This is a genomic window from Vallitalea sp., assembly GCF_025211055.1.
Classification (GTDB): Bacteria; Bacillota; Clostridia; order Lachnospirales; family Vallitaleaceae; genus Vallitalea.
On sequence record NZ_JAOARO010000033.1, the window covers coordinates 1 to 19,859 of the forward strand.

12 protein-coding genes are annotated in these 19,859 nt (G+C 29.8%); 9 read left to right on the forward strand and 3 right to left on the reverse strand.

Going from position 1 to position 19,859, the window contains the following annotated elements; translation table 11 throughout:
- The first annotated feature begins 357 nt into the window (after positions 1-357).
- From N4A55_RS04000 to N4A55_RS04020, 5 genes are all read left to right on the forward strand, one after another.
- Entirely contained in the window at positions 358-1,725 is a 1,368-nt protein-coding gene (locus tag N4A55_RS04000; protein ID WP_293754210.1) for an ABC transporter substrate-binding protein, read from the forward strand.
- 147 nt (positions 1,726-1,872) lie between these two features.
- Positions 1,873-2,766, forward strand: a complete 894-nt coding sequence (locus tag N4A55_RS04005) for a carbohydrate ABC transporter permease (RefSeq protein WP_293754211.1) — start codon at positions 1,873-1,875, stop codon at positions 2,764-2,766.
- 4 nt (positions 2,767-2,770) lie between these two features.
- The gene (locus tag N4A55_RS04010; RefSeq protein ID WP_293754212.1) at positions 2,771-3,616 is read left to right on the forward strand and encodes a carbohydrate ABC transporter permease; all 846 of its coding nucleotides are present in this window, start codon (positions 2,771-2,773) and stop codon (positions 3,614-3,616) included.
- A gap of 58 nt (positions 3,617-3,674) precedes the next feature.
- Positions 3,675-6,173, forward strand: a complete 2,499-nt coding sequence (locus N4A55_RS04015; RefSeq protein WP_293754213.1) for a glycoside hydrolase family 38 C-terminal domain-containing protein — start codon at positions 3,675-3,677, stop codon at positions 6,171-6,173.
- 21 nt (positions 6,174-6,194) lie between these two features.
- The gene (locus N4A55_RS04020) at positions 6,195-7,280 is read left to right on the forward strand and encodes a type I phosphomannose isomerase catalytic subunit (RefSeq protein ID WP_293754214.1); all 1,086 of its coding nucleotides are present in this window, start codon (positions 6,195-6,197) and stop codon (positions 7,278-7,280) included.
- Between the two features lie 99 nt (positions 7,281-7,379).
- Here N4A55_RS04020 and N4A55_RS04025 read toward each other — a convergent pair whose 3' ends face one another.
- A complete protein-coding gene (locus N4A55_RS04025; RefSeq protein WP_293754215.1) occupies positions 7,380-8,966 on the reverse strand; it encodes a response regulator transcription factor in 1,587 nt (528 codons plus the stop codon).
- A 16-nt stretch (positions 8,967-8,982) separates the two neighbouring features.
- Positions 8,983-10,743, reverse strand: coding sequence for a sensor histidine kinase (locus tag N4A55_RS04030; RefSeq protein WP_293754216.1), 1,761 nt, complete (start codon positions 10,741-10,743; stop codon positions 8,983-8,985).
- Between the two features lie 360 nt (positions 10,744-11,103).
- Here N4A55_RS04030 and N4A55_RS04035 point away from each other — a divergent pair, with 360 nt between their 5' ends.
- From N4A55_RS04035 to N4A55_RS04045, 3 genes are read left to right on the forward strand one after another with little or no spacing between them, the layout of a single operon-like run.
- The gene (locus tag N4A55_RS04035) at positions 11,104-13,683 is read left to right on the forward strand and encodes a type I restriction-modification system subunit M (protein ID WP_293754217.1); all 2,580 of its coding nucleotides are present in this window, start codon (positions 11,104-11,106) and stop codon (positions 13,681-13,683) included.
- On the forward strand, positions 13,680-14,930 hold the full coding sequence (locus tag N4A55_RS04040; RefSeq protein WP_293754218.1) for a restriction endonuclease subunit S: 1,251 nt from the start codon (positions 13,680-13,682) through the stop codon (positions 14,928-14,930). Before N4A55_RS04035 ends, N4A55_RS04040 begins: the two co-directional genes overlap by 4 nt.
- Positions 14,931-14,945: 15 nt before the next feature.
- Complete coding sequence (locus tag N4A55_RS04045; protein WP_293754219.1) at positions 14,946-18,026, forward strand: type I restriction endonuclease subunit R; 3,081 nt, start codon at positions 14,946-14,948, stop codon at positions 18,024-18,026.
- A 65-nt stretch (positions 18,027-18,091) separates the two neighbouring features.
- Here N4A55_RS04045 and N4A55_RS04050 read toward each other — a convergent pair whose 3' ends face one another.
- Complete coding sequence (locus tag N4A55_RS04050; RefSeq protein WP_293754220.1) at positions 18,092-19,024, reverse strand: tetratricopeptide repeat protein; 933 nt, start codon at positions 19,022-19,024, stop codon at positions 18,092-18,094.
- A gap of 376 nt (positions 19,025-19,400) precedes the next feature.
- Between N4A55_RS04050 and N4A55_RS04055 the strand changes: the two genes are divergently transcribed.
- Positions 19,401-19,835, forward strand: coding sequence for an NfeD family protein (locus tag N4A55_RS04055; protein ID WP_293754221.1), 435 nt, complete (start codon positions 19,401-19,403; stop codon positions 19,833-19,835).
- Positions 19,836-19,859: the final 24 nt, after the last annotated feature.

A 19,859-nucleotide genomic window follows, 5' to 3' on the forward strand; every position in this document is an offset into this window, starting at 1 on the left:
ACATTATACAATGTATATGTAGCGGAGAAAAGATGTTTATCGTTAGGCATCTTTTTTTCTTGTAAAAAAGTCAGCCTAACTCCTAATGAGTTACACTGACTTTTTTTATGTGTGGGCTAGTCTATTTAACGACAGCCCCATTTGCATGTGTGCCCAGCATGGACGCAAACTAGTCGGTGAAAGTCCCATGGCTGAAAGGATAACCTATACAGTGATGTATAGCTAAGACATATTTTTAGCTCATAATTAAAGTAAATAAAATAGTACACCATTTTAAAAAATAGTAGAATTTACACTTCAACTATATGATAATATACTAAAGAGGTAAAGTAATACTAAATAAAAGGAGGAGTTCAGATGAAAAAAAGTTTGCGTTCTACTTTAGTAATGTTACTTATAACTGTTTTAATGATATCTATTGTTGGTTGTGGTAAAAGTAACGGATCAAAAGAAAAAGTAGATAAACCTAATCAAGAAAAAAATGTAAGTAATGGGGAAGATACAAAGAATGAACCTATAGTTATTAAAGGTATAGCTACAACGGAATTTGAATTAAAAGAAAACAAGAACCTACAAGAGTGTTTAGAAAAGTTTGCAGATATTGCACCTAATGTTAGGGTAGAATTTGATTATGTTCCTTTTGCAGAATTAGATCAAAAAATAACTTTAGCAAATGCAGGTGGTAATTTTTACGATATAATCTTAGTTAATAATTCAACAGTACCTTCTTTTGCACAAGCGGGTATAATTGATAAACTAGATGATTTCGTTAAGCAAGATAACATAGATATGTATCAGAAATTTGTAAAAGCAGCAGCAGATGTTTCATATTATGATGGACACATATTTGCAATACCATTTAATATGGATACAAGAGTATTAGCTGTTAATACTGAAATGTTAGCAAAATATAAATTAGAATTACCTAAAACAAAAGAAGATATGATTGAGATATCAAAAGCTGTTACTGAAGATCTAAATGGTGATGGTATTAATGACCAATTTGGTTATTACATGAATATCTCTCGTACACTACCAAGTATCTATATTCAAGGTCAATGGTTAATGGCTAATGGGCTTAGAATGTATGATAAGAACGAAGATGGAACTTTAGTTTCTAATCTTGATTCAGAAGCAGGAATAGACTTCTTTAAATGGGGAAAAGAATTAGGAAAATATTCACCTAATGATTTAATAAGTTTTGATAATAGTATGATAAAAGATGCTTTTGCAGCAGGGAAAGTTGCTATGTATACATTTGGAGCTTGGATGCTAAGTGACGAAGCATTTATACAAAAATTAAAAGATAATAACATTAAATATGACTTAATACTTAACCCTAGTGGTTTAGCAGGTAATGCAGCTAGTAGTGGTGGATGGTTATTTGGAATAGGTAGCCAGTCAAAACATAAAAAAGAAGCATGGGAATTAATAAAATTCGTTACAGAACCAGAGGTTAATGCAGTATTTACTTCTGCTTTATCACCAATGTTGGATTCTTATAACTATGCACCATTCAATGAAGAAAAATATCAAGTATTCAAAGAGCAGCTTAAGACATCACAATATGGAGTACCACAATTCACACCAGAATTCAGTGCTATGGTTGATATATATGGAGAGAACTTCACAGCGTGTGTATTAGGAGAAAAAGAACCTGAAAAAGCAGCTAAAGATGCTGCTAAAAAAATTAATGAGATGTTAAAAGAACAAGGGCATCAATAGATTATATAATAGATGATATAACTCATTCTCATATTAAAAATAGTTGTAGTGTCAAAAGACTTAATCAGGGCATAAGATTCAATAATAGCTTTTGACACTATAGCTATATAAGGGTATAAAAAATATTATGAAAAAGGAATGACAATAATGAAGTATACTAAGAAGAAAAACAATACAAAATTATATTTATTTTTACTTCCATTAATAGTAGTTTTGTTGGTAATGGTAGCATATCCTTTTTTCTCTAATATTCTTTATAGTTTTACTGATTATAGTTTGATAAAGCCAGAGAAACAATTCATTTTTCTTGATAATTATATTAAGATATTAGGAGATAATGAATTTTTATCTATATTTAAAAACACTATTATTTGGACTGTAGGTAATATGGTTTTAATCATAATTATTGGGTTAACTGTAGGATTATTATTAGACTCTGATATAAAAGGAAAGATAATATTACAATCAGTAATATTGATACCTTGGGTAATACCTCAAATAGTTACTGGATACACATGGAAGTGGATGATGGCTTCTGATTACGGAATTTTGAACTCGATTTTATTGAAGCTAGGAATAATTGATGGCAATTTTTCGTGGTTTAGAGATGGCAAAATGGCTATGCTGGCGGTTATATTAGCCAATGTATGGAGATCATTCCCATTAATGGCGGTAATGATATATGCGAAAAAAAGAACAATGCCAAAAGAATGGACAGAAGCAGCAGTAATTGATGGAGCAAATGCTTTTCAAGTATTTCGTTACATAGTTCTAGAATATGTAAAACCTGTTTTAATCAGTACATCAATACTAATATTCCTATGGTGCTATAATGCATTCGGTATTATCTATGCTATAACAGAAGGAGGACCATTAGGGGCAACTGAGACATTCCCTGTGTTTATACAGAAAAAAGCTTTTGGACAATTTGATTTTGGATTCACATCTGCAATGTCAATTTTAATGATGCTATCAATGTTAATTCTATACATGATAATAAAAATGCTGTTTAAGAAACGTAAAAATTCAGGGGAGGTGTAGTAAAATGAAAAAAAGTAATATGAAATTTAGCAAAATAACATTTAAAATCCTTAGATATCTATATGCAATAATAATAACCATATTTTCTGTATTCCCATTCTTGTGGATGGTATCAACATCATTAAAACCTGCAAATGATATATACTCGACACCTCCTAAATTTATAACTTCAAACATGAATTTTGATAACTATATAACAGCGATTAAAAATAATAATTTATTAGGATATACTAAAAATAGTTTGATTATAACATTATCTACAGTAGCAATTACTATTGTAATAGCAACTCTAGCTGCTTTTGCAATAGGATATCTTAAATTACCAAAAGGTAAAATTGTGATGAAAATATTATATAGTTTGCAGATGCTTCCAATAGCAGTAACCATTATTCCAATGTATATATTGTGCAGCAGACTACATATACTTAATAAATATCCTTCCCTTGTACTAGCATATTTGGCTGGTGCAGTACCAGTTGCAGTTATTTTGTTAACAGGATTTATGGTAGATATACCAGATGAATTAGGTGAAGCTGCAAAAATTGATGGATGTAATACTTTTAATGCTTTTTGGAGAATTGTTATGCCTATAGCATTACCTGGAATAGTATCAGCAGCTATCTTTTCTTTTATTAGAGTCTGGCAGGAATTTATTATAGCACTTTCATTTACAAGCGATAGTAAGATGTATACATTACCAGTAGGATTAAAAACTTATATAGGAATGCATGATACAGATTGGGGTGGATTAATGGCAACAGCTGTAGTTATTTCTATTCCAGCAATAATTATATTTGTAGCTGTTCAAAAACAATTTGTCGATAGTTTAGCTGGTTCTGTAAAAGGTTAAACTACATTAAGGATTTATAAAATAAGCGTAACAATGGATTGATAAGGAGGATATACATATGGATAAAATGCATTTAGTTTGTAATGCACATCTAGATCCTGTTTGGCTATGGAGATGGGATGATGGGGTAGCAGAAGCAATATCAACTTTTAGAGTAGCAGCTGATTTTTGTGAAGAATTTGATACTTTTATATTCAATCATAATGAAGTTATATTATATGAGTGGATAGAAGAATATGAACCACAATTATTTAAAAGAATTCAGAGATTAGTTTCTGAAGGGAAATGGCATATAATGGGTGGATGGTATTTACAACCTGATTGTAATATGCCATCAGGAGAAGGATTTATTAGACAAATAGAAGTAGGTAGAAAATATTTTAGTGAGAAATTTGGTAAAACTCCTACTACAGCTATTAATTTTGATCCTTTTGGACATACAAGAGGATTAGTTCAGATATTGAAAAAAACTGGTCATGATTCATATTTTTTCTGTAGACCATTAAGAGAATTCAAAGGAAAATTAATCAATGAATGGGGTTATGATGATTTTATTTGGGTTGGATATGATGGTTCAGAAATAATTGGACATCGCCATTTTGACATATATTTAAGCAGAAGAGGAAAAGCAGTAGAAAAAATTCAGAAATATATTGATGTACGTGAAGATAAAGAAATAGGATTATTATCTTGGGGAATCGGTAATCATGGTGGTGGTCCATCAAAAATTGATTTAGAAAGAATTGGAGAATTTATTGAGAACAATAAAGATATAGAGATTATACATTCTACTCCAGAGAATTATTTTACAGAATTAAAAAATAAGGGCTATGATCTACCAAAAGTAAAAACAGATATGAATCCGTGGGCTGTTGGATGTCTAACAACATTAGCTGAGATAAAGAAAAGGTATAGGATTCTAGAGAGTGAAATGTTCTTAACAGAAAAAATGGTTTCTCACGCTGCTTTGGAAGAGTTGATGGAATATCCAGAAGAACAATTATTAGAAGCTCAAAAAGATTTATTATTTGCTCAGTTTCATGATGTATTACCAGGTACAGTTGTACCATCTACTGAACAAGATTCTCTTAATTCAATGGCACATGGTTTAGATATACTATCAAGAATGAAAACGAAAGCCTTCTTCAAACTCGCAGGGGGACAAAAGAAAGCAAATACTGGAGAGATTCCAATACTAATATATAATCCTCATCCTTTCAAGATAGAAGGTGATTTTGAATGTGAATTCAATCTAGAGGATGAATGTTTTAGTGAATATCCTTTCAAAAATCCAGTAGTCTATAAGAATGGTGAGAGATTACTTTCTCAATACGAACAAGAAGAATCCAATATGCCTGAACAATGGAGAAGAAAAGTAATATTTCATGGAGAGTTAGAACCATGCTCTATGAATAGATTTGATTGTATTATTGAAGATATGGAAAAAAGAAATGATATACAATTAAAAAGCTCAAAAGGATTTTTTGAATTTGATAATGGTGAAATAAAAGTTTTAATTAATTGTTATACAGGATTAGTGGATGAACTGACTATAAACGGTAATAGTTACTTGAATAAAGAAGCCTTTAGACCTTTAGTTATTAATGATGATGATCATTCCATAGGTACATTTGTAAAAGACTTCAGAAATGTAATAGGTCATTTTGAATTGATGAACAAACAAAGAAGTACAGAGTTTGCTGGTGTATATGGGAAAGTACTGGATACTGTTAGAGTCGTAGAAGATAGTGAAGTAAGAACCATAATTGAATCTGACTTAGAATATAATAACTCTGCAATATGCTTAAGATATATATTACCTAAAAAAGGAACAGAAATACAAGTACAATTAATAGTACATTGGAATGAAAAAAATAAAATGCTGAAATTATCTATACCAACAAGTTCTAAGACTAATGAATACTGGGGTCAAGTTGCATATGGAAAAGATGTTCTATACAATAACGGAGATGAAACAGTATCTCAAAAATGGAGTGGAGTACTTGATAAATATAATAATACAGCATTAACAATAATCAATGATAGGATATATGGTTCTGACTATAAAAATGGCGAAATCAGATTATCACTATTACGTTCACCTAGATATGGATGTTTGGTAAAAGAAGAGGATAGACGATATTTGTATAATGATGGATATGTATATCATACTGACCAAGGTGTTAATGTGTTTAATTTTTGGATTAATGGAGGTAATATCAGTAACAGAATGGAAGATATTGATAATGAAGCTCTAATCAAACATGAAAAACCATATATACTTTCTTTCTTTCCATCTGGAGATGGAGAAATAGTAAAACCTCTTATTGAGTTAGATAATAAAGCTGTAATAATATCAGCATTAAAGAAGCAATTAGAAACTAATAATTATATTTTAAGGTTATATAATACCGTAGGTAATTCATCAAAAGTAAATATTAATATACCTATATTAGGGGTAGGTACTATCGTTGAAATGGGTTCATATGAAGTTAAGACTTTATTACTTGATGTTAATAGTAGGACAATTATTGAAACAAATATGTTAGGTGAGTGACAATACAAACAAGGAGAAGTTATGAAACCTTTATACAAAATTCCATTAAAGCTACAAAAAAATAGAGTATATAGACCATTTATAGGTGGTAAATTAATAGAAGAATGGCAGGAGGATGAAAACCCAACCGATTCTCATTATGGTGAACGTTGGATTTCCTCTCTTACAAAAGCAAGAGCAACAAATACTGACGAAGAAGAAGGACTTAGTAAGGTTATATCAGAAAATAGAACATTAAAAGCAATAATTGAAGAATCACCAGCTAGATTTCTAGGAAAGCATTACGAGAAATATGGAAATAATCTTGGAGTATTAGTAAAAGTCTTAGATTCATATTCAAGATTATTGATTCAAGTACATCCAGATAAAAGATTAGCCAATAAATTGTTTGATTCACAATTCGGAAAAACAGAAGCTTGGTATATATTGGATACAAGAGAAGTAAATGGTGAAAAACCATATATACTGTTTGGATTCAAAAAAGGTATTACAAGAGAATCGTTGGAAGAAGCCTTTTATAAACAAGATATTAAAGCCATAGAAGATATGATGCACAGATTCTATGTTAAGTCAGGTGATACATTTCTTATAGAAGGGGGAATGCCCCATGCTATAGGAAGCGGATGTTTTCTAGTTGAGATACAAGAGCCTACGGATTATACAATTAGAGTAGAAAAAATGGCACCAGATGGAAGAAAAATTGATGATTTTTCATGTCACCAAGGATTAGGATTTGAAAAAATGTTTGAGTGCTTTAATTATAACGGGTATACAAGAGAATTTATTGAAAATAAGTGGAAGATACAACCAAAAGTTCTATTGGAAACTATGGATTCTAAGGTCGAAAGGTTAATTGGTAGAGACCAGACATCACTATTTGAAATGCAGAGAGTAGTTGTAAAATCAGTGCTACATTGGGATAAAGGAGATAGGTTTGCAGTTGCAATTGTGTTAAAGGGAAGTGGTGAATTAGCTTGTAATGATTATACAATACCACTTACTAAAGCTGATGAAGTCTTTATTCCTTATGAAACAGAAGAATTAAAATGGGTTAATTATGGTAATGAAGAGTTGGAGCTAATAATATGTTTCCCACCCTATAATTAATAAACATATTATTTGATATAACTATGGGTTGTAGGATAAGATATTACGTTAATATAAAAGGTATCCTACAGCCCCCTTTTTATGCTATATATATAAAAATCAATATTTTTCTCTAAAAACTTGTGGTGAAACACCTACATTCTTTTTGAATACTTTTAAAAAATATTTAACATCACAATATCCAACCATTTCTGCAATTTCATAAACTCGTAGATTTGATGTTTTTAATATCTCCTTTGCTTTTTCTATACGAAGGTTAGTAAGATATTTAGATAAAGGGGTACCCACCTCTTTACTAAAAAGCTGAGATAAATATGAAGAACTGATATGAAAATGTTCGGCTAAATCAACTAGATTTATAGTTTTATCAAAGTTATTATTACAATAGCTAATTATTTCTCTAATTATTTTTCTATGAACATTATTATCACTAATATCCATATTATTTTTTAGGTAATTAAAATAGTCTTTCATATTTTCTTTAGTGGTAGTAAGATTAGTTGTTTGAAAAATCCAACCCAGTAGTTCACTATCTTTGTTAAAAGGAATATTTAGTTCTGTATTTGATGAAATAATAATTTCATTACATTCATATACAATATTGTATATATAACTTATTAAGTCGTTTCTATTTATGATATATAATCTATTCATTTCGTCAAATAGTATATCTATATTCATAAAAATATTATCCCAACTATTATTCTTTAATGCATCAACTATCTGAGACTTTATATCAGAGTCAATAAGTATAGTAGGTTTGGATGCTGTTTTTAAGTTATCTATATCAATTATATTATGCTTATTATTACAAATAATTGTTTCAGATTTCAATGTTTGTATCTCATGAAAACTACTATATATCCCTTTGATTCCTTTATAACAATTACCTACATAACATATTGTATCACCAATATGTAACTCATTGATTTGTTCCATTAATAGGCTTGAAAGTCGTAGAGCATATTTCTTGAAATAGGGTATATCTGTATTTTTCGTTGCAAATACAACAATTATCTCTTCTTGATTACGAACTATAATATCAAGGTTATGATTATTTTTTTTATATTTTGATATAAATGCGTTCATTTTATGTTTAAGAATATCTGGGCTAATAGTGTTCTTATTATATGAAGCAGCAAACATAGTTGATATATAATGATAATCAACATTTAGGTCAATATGGGTTATCTGATCTTGTAATGTTTTGTTATCAAAATCATTGTTAGTATTACAGAACATTCTAAGATAAAAATTTTCCTTCATGTTATTTATGTTAGAACTTTCTTTCAGAATAGTGTAAGTATGATTTTTATTAAGATTATCAATACACTTGTATAGAGCTTTTATTAATATGTTTTCATCAATTGGTTTTAAAATATATTCTGTAACACCTAATTTAATAGCAGCCTTTGCATATTCAAATTTGTCAAAACCACTTATAATAATCACCTGTGTATTTGGATTGTGTTCTTTAATCCATTTAGTTAAATCTATCCCATTCTTATTATTCATGACGATATCTGTTATTAATATATCGGGATAATTATTGTTCATTGCATTAATTGCTTCTTCCGCATTATTGACACTTCCTAGAATAGATAAATTCATACTCTCCCATTCAATTGTTTTTTCTAAACCAGTACGAATCCATATCTCATCATCAACTATAAATACTTTATACATATAAAATTACCTCTTCCTATGAATTAATAATTTTTGGAATTTCTATAGTAATAGTTGTTCCTTTTTTATACTCACTAGCTATTTCTATACCATATTCATCACCATAGAATAGCTTTATCTGAGTGTTCAAATTCTTAAGTGCATAATTCCCAGATTTATCAAAATCCATACTTGTGACACTTGTTTTCAAAGCATCTAATTGTTCTTTATCCATGCCTATTCCATTATCTTCTATAATGAATTTTATAGTTTCTCCCATGTCAATTCCTGATAATATGATTAATCCATTACTTCCTTTTTTGCCGATACCATGTGTTACTGCATTTTCTAGTATAGGCTGGAATAATCTTTTTAGAATTAGGCAATTCATTATGTTATCATCAATATCAATATATACATCCAAATTATCTCTAAAACGTATTTGCTGTATATCAAGGTATGCTTTTGTTAGTTGGATAGCTTCTGATACTGACACTATTTCTTTGCCTTCTTTTAAGCTTAGACGATAATATTTTGACATAGAAAGAGTTATATCGGATATTTCTGTTACGTTATTAATCTTTGCAATCCAATTAATAGTGTCTAATATGTTATAGAGAAAATGAGGATTGATCTGGGATTGTAATAATTTTATTTGGGCATTTTTTTCAGATATCTCTTGTTGTAATAATTTACGATTCAGAGTATCTACTTTAGTTACCATTGAATTAAAGCTATTAATTAGGATTGAGAATTCATTTTTCTTATTATCTGTAGGACACAGTGATAATCTACCTTTTTTATTTTTATTCATTGCAGTGATAAGGTTTTTGATTGGAGTATAGATTATTGTATATAAATATATAGCAAAAGCCAATACAACGAATATTGATAGTATACTCACAATTAATATAGTTGTTGAGAGGTTATTGATATTTTCATAAGCTTTATTTTTAGGTAAAGTGAATATATATTTCCAACCAGTTTGTGAAGAAATACTATATGAAATAAAATATTTAGTATTATTAAATGTATAAATCAAACTATTATTCATAGTTGTATCATTATTAAATAGAGGTGAAAAATTAAATAAATCATTTGTTTGTGTACTAGCAATAATATTATTATTCTGATTTAGAATCCATAGATTTGCATATTTTGGAATGTGCATTTTTTTAAGTCTTTTATTTAATATATTTTGATTTATATTAATATAAAATGTTGCATCAATTCTATTTGGTGAAGTAATATTTTTTTTACTAGACAGCATAGATGAATTAGTAATGTTATAATCTGAACTAATTGTGTCTTTTAAGACAATCCAATCAGGTGTACCTCTTGAGTTTCTTAACCACTCTAACCAACCATGTTTATATAGATGTTGTTCGCTAATATATCCACTCATTTCACTTGAGAAACCTCGTCTATTAATATAATCATAAACATATATAGAACTTATCATTTTATTAGAATATTTTAAGGATGATATAGTCTGTTGAATCAATTGAGAATTCTTATAATTATCGTATTTAGACGAATTCGTAATATTTTTTGATATAGCATATCTAAAATTGGTATCTGATAGTAGTACAGCAGAAGAAGTATCTATACTATCAATTACCTGATCCATGTTTTGTTGAACATATAAAACAGTATTAAGGGATGAGTTTTTCAAATTGGTTGATATAATTTTTATAGATTTTGATAGTAAAAAAAGGCTAATCAATAAAACTGGTAATATAGTTATAAATAGCATAAAAAGTATTAGCTTGAATTTTATATAATGTATTTTATTCATAAATACACACCTTATATAGTTATTTTGTTTTCAGTACAATAGTAATTAATATGTCATTTATTCTATGAAGTTAAGCATTATTATTAATAGTATTATACCAAATTTTATAATTAATAGAAAGTAGTATGGTAGTATTTAATAATTTTATAGAAGAGTATTAGGAAAGGCTTTGACCTATGCACTAAATCATAGTATTTATTTGAATTTGTACAATATTTCAAGAGAACATGCTATAATGAAGATTAGGGTTATAAAAAATGTCTCTAATCTTAGTAGCAGTATCATGGAAGAGGCTGGTACTAAATGTTAATATAGGTCAAATAATCGGATTATTAAAATGAAATATTTGGAGGTATACTTATGATTACATCAGAAGAGATTAGAAGAAGATTATGGGATGGAGCAAACGAATTAAGAGGATCTATGGACGCAAGCCGTTACAAGGATTATATGCTTGGCTTAATGTTCTACAAGTTTTTGAGTGATAAAACATTAGAGGAATTTAAAAAAATTGCAGGAGTAGGCCAATTATCAGAAAACGAGTTAGTTGATGAGTATGCTAATGCAAAGATTGAGTATGGAGATGAACTAGAAAAAACGATTCAAAGAGTGTTGAGGTATTATGTATCACCAGAATATCTTTATCAAACGTGGATAAAAGATATTAATTCAGGGAATTTTGAAGTGCAAAAGGTTACAGATAGCCTTAATAGTTTTGAAAGAACAATAGCTGTATCTGGTGATTCAAGTGACTTCAAGGGACTATTCTCTAGTTCAACCCTTGATTTGACAGATACAGCTTTGGGTAGTAACCTAAATGAACGAAGTAAAAATATAAAAGCACTGATATTACTATTTGCAGACCTTAATATGGTGGCATTGCAAAAAGGGGATGTTCTAGGAGATGCATATGAATATTTGATTGGTCAGTTTGCAATCGAATCTGGAAAGAAGGCAGGGGAATTCTATACCCCACATCAAGTAAGTGAAGTTATGGCTCAGATAGTTGCCAAATCATCAGAGATAAAATCAATATATGATCCAACAGTTGGGTCTGGTTCATTACTCTTGACAGTGAAAAAACACTTGAACAAGAACGTCCAGAGAGATTTGGCTTACTATGGTCAGGAAAAGAATACAGCAACTTATAACTTGACTCGTATGAATCTTCTTCTTCATGGAGTGCGTCCAGAAAAAATGACAATCAAAAATGGAGATACTCTTTCATATGATTGGCCAGAAGAACCAAAGAATTCTAATGAAGGAGTGCAGTTTGATGCGGTTGTTATGAATCCACCCTACTCAGCTAAGAATTGGAATAAAGCAGGATTAAAGGTAAGCGATCCCCGTTTTGAAGTAGGACGTGCATTACCACCTGATTCAAAAGGTGATTTTGCATTCTTACTACATGGATTATATCATTTAGGGACTAATGGTACTATGGCAATTGTGTTACCACATGGAGTTTTATTTCGTGGTTCTACTGAGGGGGAAATAAGAAAAAGATTACTAGAAAAGAGTCATATTGATGCAATTATTGGATTGCCAAATAATCTTTTTACAAATACAGGAATTCCAGTTGTAATAATAATATTAAAAAAGAATCGTAAAATTGATGCTCCAGTACTTATCATAAATGCATCAAATAGCTATATAAAAGTAGGAAAGCAAAACGTGCTTCAGGAAAAAGACATTGCAAAAATAGTAGATGTGTATATGGAAAAGGCGGAGATATCTGGGTATAGTCACCTTGCTACACGTGAACATATCAAGAAAAATGAATATAATATGAATATTCCTCGTTACGTTGAAGCTATTGATACAGAAATCAGTCACGACGTGGATGCGCATTTGTTGGGTGGAATTCCACAAAAAAATATTGAAGATTTGCTAGTATTACAAGCACTTGTTCCAGATGTCTTGAATCGCTGCTTGCAAATAATACGTCCTGGATATGTCAATCTTACAAAGTCAGTAAGTGAATTAACAAGTGAGATTCAAAATGACGTTCGTATTACTACTATGTCTGATGAAATTAGAATAATAACAAAGAATTATATAGAAAGGTATTGGAATACATTACGAAAAGTTGATAGTTCTACTAATCTTGTAGAGCTTATGGAAAAAATGCTTAATAGAATTAAAAGCATCTTATCGGACTATAAGTATATTGATGTATATGGTGGGTATCAAATTATTGCGGAAATTTGGAAAGATGCATTAACACATGATACAGAGCTTATTGCCAATGAGGGATTCTATAAGATAGGCCGTACCCGTGAACCTAATATGATAACAAAAGGTTCAGGAAGCAATAAACGAGAGGAACAAGATGGATGGGTTGGAAGTATTATTCCTAATGATTTGATAGCACAAGAACTTTATTATGTAGAATTAGAAGCAATTGCAAATAAAAGAGATGCCATTCAAGAGATAGAGACAGAGTTAGCTGAATTAGTAGAAGCTGCAAAGGTTGAAGATAGTAAAGAAAATAATGCTCTATATGATGTTTTGAAAAAGAACAAGGACGATGAACCTTGTGATGCTTTCCACAATAAGTTAGTAAAGGAAGAGTTAAAAAAAGCTGATAAGGGTTCAGAAGAATTTAAGTTACTAAAAAAAGTTGATACATTAATAAATAAAAAATCTTCGCTTACAAAAGCTGTCAAATCAGAAGAAAAAGAGCTAAAAGATGCTGTACAAGAACGTATTTTAGTATTAACAGATGAGGAAATAGATAATCTGATGTATAAAAAATGGTTTGGAAGTACAGCCACTAAAATGGTCGATTTAGTACAAATTCCATTGAAAGAAGAACTAAACTCTCTCCAAATAATACAGGAGCGTTATGCAAATACACTGTCAGATATAGATATGGAAATAGATAGATTGATGAGTGAATTTGAAGCACTTAAGGACGAATTGGTGGTGGTGAAATGAGTGGAGATGAGAAAAATGTACCGAAAAGACGGTTTAAAGAGTTTGAGGATACTAAAGCTTGGATACGGAGTAAAATTGGAAAAACTGGATATTTTTATTATGGAAAGAGTGCACCTAAGTGGTCAGTGACAATAGATGCAAAGACACCTTGTGTTCGATATGGAGAATTATATACAAAACATTCGGAAATAATTGATAAAATCTATTCATATACAAATATTCCTAGAGATAATTTAAAATTTAGTACTGGCAAAGAAGTTCTAGTTCCACGAGTGGGAGAAGACCCTTTAGACTTCGCAAATTGTAGTTGGCTTAGTATTTCTGACGTTGCTATTGGTGAAATGATTTCGGTATATAATACAGAGCATAATCCATTATTCACCTCATATATGTTTAATGCTTTATATAAATATGAATTTGCTAAACGTGTTGAGGGTGGAAATGTCTCAAATTTATATTATGCATATCTGGAAGATATTCCTGTTTCATTTCCAAGTATTGATGAACAAGAAAAAATAGCTACATTTTTGAAATATATTTCCAACCTTATTACCATTCATCAGCGTAAGTTAGAAAAGATGAAAGCATTAAAAAAAGCATATCTTATGGAGATGTTTCCTGTTGAAGGAGAACTTAACCCCAAACTAAGATTTGTAGGATTTACTAATGATTGGGGACAGTCTAAGCTAGGGGAAGTTTCAAAATTAAGTTCTAGCAAGCGGGTACATAGAGAAGATTATGCAGAAAAAGGAATACCTTTTTTTAGAGGTTTAGAAATTTCAAAACTAGGAAGTTATTCAAAGCTAGAAGATTTGCTGTATATATCAAAAGAATATTATAATAATTTAAAAGATAAATATGGTGTCCCTAAAATTGGCGACATTTTGATTACTGCTGTTGGAACGCTTGGGAATTCTTATTTAATCTGTGATAATACACCATTTTATTTTAAAGATGGTAATCTAATTTGGTTTAGCGATATTAAGATTAATCCACAGTATTTGAATATATATATAGGTGATGGGATAGGAAAGAAACGAGTTTTAGAAAGTGCAACTGGTTCTAATCAAAAAGCATTAACAATGGTAAAATTACAAGACATACAAGTATTAATTCCCAGTAAAGAAGAACAACGCAAAATAGGTATATTTTTTCAAAACCTAGACAATCTTATCATCATTAATCAGCATAAGCTTGATAAACTACAAAACATAAAAAAAGCATACTTAAATGAAATGTTTATTTAGAGAGGAGAGTATGTAATGAGTAATGCACCAAAAAGTGCTTCTGAAAAGGCTTTTCAAGAGAATTTTGTAAAAGAACTAGAAAAATACAGATGGAAGAATCCTGATTTTCTAAATGGAAACAAGAAGAAATTAACGGTATCCGACCTAATTAATTATTGGCGAAGTGAGTTGAATCGTATAAATGGGGATCAACTCGAAGGGGTAGAGTTAACGGATAATGAATTTGCGCAGGTAATGGCTAAGGTAGGTCAGATAAACAATAGTTATGAAGCTGCTAAAATATTATCAATTGAAGAATCAACAGGAAAGATTGATGGAATTTACCGTGATGATAATCCTACTATAACTAGGAAACAGATTACTTTGACTATATTTAAAAAAGCTGCGGTAAGTGGAGGAGATTCAAGTTATCGTGTTGCTAGGGAGGTAGTAACTCCTAATAATAATCGATTTGATATCGTATTACTAGTCAATGGATTACCCTTAATTAATATAGAACAAAAACGTACGGATAAGTCATTAGATGAAGCCTACTGTCAGTTTATCAGATATTATAGAGATGGTGAATACTGTAATAACTTCATGGCATTTTCACAGATGATGGTAATAACTACAGAGATAGAAACCCGTTATTTTGCAACACCAAAATCTATTAATGATTTTAATCCTGTATTTGTTTTTCATTGGGCAGATAAAGAGAATAAATCGGTAAATAATTGGCACAAAGTTATTGAGCATTTTTTAATGATACCTATGGCACATCAAATGGTTGGAGATTATCTAGTAATTGATGAGGCAAAAGAAGAAGAGAATAGGAAGCATATGTTGATGCGTCCTTATCAAGTTTACGCATTGCAAGCAGTAGAAGGTGCTGCCTTTGGGTGGGATAATGAAGGAATATCTCATGGAGGATTTGTTTGGCATACAACTGGTTCTGGAAAAACAATTACTAGTTTTAAGACAGCATTATTTTTATCCACTCGTGCAGGATTTGATAAGGTAGTATTTTTGGTTGATAGAAAAGCATTGGATAGGACTACTAGCGATATTTTTAAGGCGTATGCAGCATATGAGCCAGTAACTGTTGATGACACAAAATATACCTATCAATTAAAAAAACAATTAAAATCACAGAAATCAGGAATTATAGTCACAACGACATTTAAACTCAATGTACTTGTAAAGGAATTAGAAGAAGCAAATGACAACACTTTGGCAGATAAAAGAATTGTATTTATTGTAGATGAAGCACATCGAACAACAATGGGACAGATGATGGGAGTAATTATAAAATATTTTAAAAAAAATGGTCTGTTCTATGGATTTACAGGAACACCTCTATTTGATGAAAACAATATAAAAGGGAAAATAAATGATAAAAGTGAAGTTATTAATACTACTGAAAAGCTATTTGGACCAAAACTTCATGAATATACCATTGATGCGGCAATTTCAGATGGAAATGTTTTAGGGTTCTATGTGGATTATATTAATACTGGTGAATTTAATAGTTATGATGAGTTGAGAGAACAGTTGGTAGAAATAATCAAAGAAGAGCATCCTGAACTTGGGAATAGAAAGATTGAACGTAAGGTACAAGAATGGACTGAAACAGAAGTGGAAATGGAGGCTAGTAAAAGAGACATTTTAACATATCAAGACGAAACGCATATTCCAAGAGTTGTTGAGGAAATATTAGATAACTGGGAGACTCAATCTCAAGAAAGAGAATTTAATGCTATATTAACAGTTGCGTATAAAAAGCGAGTGATTGCATATTACAATGAATTTAAGAAGCAATTAAATGAGCGTGGAGAAAAACTAAATATCGCCATGACATATAGTTTTGGTAACGAGAATGATACTGATAATATTTCTTCAGCAATTATTGAAGGAATGTTTAAGGACTACTCTGAATATACAGGAATTGAATTTATTGCTAGTGATAAAAAACATGGAGAGGACGCATATTTTGAAGACGTAGTAGAACGTGCAACTCATGGTGGAAGTGGACGTAATAATAAGAATATAGACTTAGTGATTGTTGCAGAACAATTACTCACAGGATATGATTCAAAACGATTGAATACATTGTATGTTGATAGGTCACTGGAACTACAGAAATTAATCCAAGCATATTCTAGAACAAACCGTATATTTGGTAAGGATAAAGAGTTTGGAACGATTGTTAATTTTCAGTATCCAGGGCTGACAAAACAAACAGTAGAAACTGCGTTAAAATTATATGGTAGTGGTGGTAGAAGTAGTAAAGCAATCGTTGATACATACATTGTAGCGGTCAAAAAATTTAGAATAAGTGTTCAAGAAATGGTTGGATCACTGCCAGACCCTTCAAAATGGCAAGAATTAAAAGATGACATAGAAGGAAAAGAGAAGTTTATAGCTGCTTTTAGAGATTCAGCAGAACAGTTGAACTTGGTGGGGCAATATTATGATTATAAATGGGATGATAATACATTTGGTATCAAGGAGCATACTTGGTTAAAATATGTAGGTGCATATAAAAATTTAACAAGAAAAGATGAAGATGATCCTATATCAAATATTATTAAACCTCTTGTTGGAAAAACAAAGTTAGCAGGAACTCAAGTAATTGATGCAGCGCATATACTTGGATTAATCGGCTCAAAAGTGAGAAATGAGGGTGGTATACAAACAGTAGATGGGGAAACCTTACGTATAATTAATGAGCAGATTCAAGAACTTAGTGATATGGGTGAGGATAATAAAGCACATCTGCTAAAGGAATTTGTAGATACTGAATTAGTACCTGGAAACTTGTCTTATAACGTGAATTTTGATGATGCTTTTGATATCTGGAAAAAAGATAAATTAAAAGCTGACATTGATAATTTAGCAGACAAATGGGGAATTGATAGAGATTGGTTATTAAAATCTGTAAATGCATTTTCAGTAGCACAAGCTAAAGTAACACCTTATATTGCTGAATTAACAAATAGTGTAGATTATGATAAGGCAATGGATAAATCAGCAGGTAACAAATTAAAACATATGATGACATTAACGCGTATATTACCAGAATTGATAATTGAGATGAAACAAAAATATGATTAAAGCTATATTCTAAAACGTTATTAGGAATTATTTATCTCCTTTGTATTTTAATATAAGTTTATTCTCTAGAGAATAAACTTATATTTCTTCAATTTTCTCTCAACATCTTCATGTGTGACAGTATTAAGAGCATTAATATTACATGAAGCAGTTTTCTTGAAATATTTTCTTGCTTCTTCTATATCATTTTTCTGTTCAAATATCAATCCCATATAGTAGTTGCTATCAGCCATATTTGGATTAATCTCTAATGCAGACGTTAGATATTTTATCGCTTCATCATAATCTTTCAATTCATAATATATCTGTCCAAGATTATCAAGTGCAGGAGCATGAGTCGCATTTAACATCAAAGATTTTTTGCTGTTTTCAATAGCTTTATCATAATCTTTCTTCAGTAAATACAAGTATCCTAGAGTAGTATAATCTTGAGCATATACATATGAATTAGTATTTATTACATATTCGTCAGTTGGCTCATTTTCATCACTTACTTCTTCTATTTCTTTTGGTTCATCGTCTGTGTCAGTTGTCTTTTCAAAGTCTTTGAATACTTTTTCATATATATTTATAGCTTCATCAATATTACCAAGTTTCCAATGACATATGGCAATATTACATTTTATAATTTTATCTGCAAGAAACTGAGGTTTAAGACTTAGCGCCTTTTTAAATATTAGGATAGCCTCATTGATATTATCTTTTTTTAGAAGAATTAATCCATAAGAAGATATGATACTAATATTATTGGTATGTAGTTTATATGCTAACCTATAAAATTTATATGCTTTATCTTCATTACTAAAGGCTGATTGAACCAATATTCCTATAAAACCTATTGAAGTTCCTAAGAACAGAATTATTGTTAAAAGTATAAAACCTGCATAAAAGAGTAATAATGTACTAAGTGGCATATGTTTTATAACCATAACAAAGATGTAACAAACTATAAAATAAACTAGTGCAACTAATTTCCATTTCTTCCCTAATAATTCCATGCTTTTTCATCTCCTATACATAGCTATTTATAAATAATACTACATTAATATAAGGTTTTCAATATAAATAATAGTAATTTCTATAAAATTATAAATGAAAACATAATTATAAATTAAACAATTTCTAATTAAATATTAATATACATATATTATCATTATCATATAAATTAACTTCATAATTTATCAAAAAGTTAAGTTTTAACTTATAAAAACTATATCAATGATAATAATTTAATCATGTAGTAGCATAAAAAATAATAAAGTTGCATTATGTAAGTTTTTTTTGTAAAATATAATAAGGTAGAATCATAATAAATATATTAACATAAGATTATGATATAACATATCAACTCTTTATTAAAGGAGGAAGTAAGATATGCCAGAACCATATTTAATTTGGCTTGGAGTGTTAATTATATGTATAATACTTGAAGCTGCTACTCTTGGATTAACAACAATTTGGTTTGCATTTGGAGCTTTAGCTTCGCTACTCGTATCTTTATTTGGAGCAGAAATTATTACTCAAGTATTAGTTTTTATAATTGTTTCTTTGTGCTTATTGTATTTTACAAGACCAATTGCATTAAAAGTACTCAAGATTGGTCATGCAAAAACAAATTATGAATCAATAATAGGCAAAGAGGGAATAGTTATAGAAGATATTAATAATCTTTCTGCAAAAGGTCAAGTAAAAGTTGATGGACAAATATGGAGCTGCCGTTCTTTACATGGTAGTTCAATAGAAAAAGGTATGAAAGTAAAAGTGGCTGAAGTAAAAGGTGTAAAATTGATTGTTGAAAAAGTAAAATAACATTTTAAAAAATTATGAGGAGGA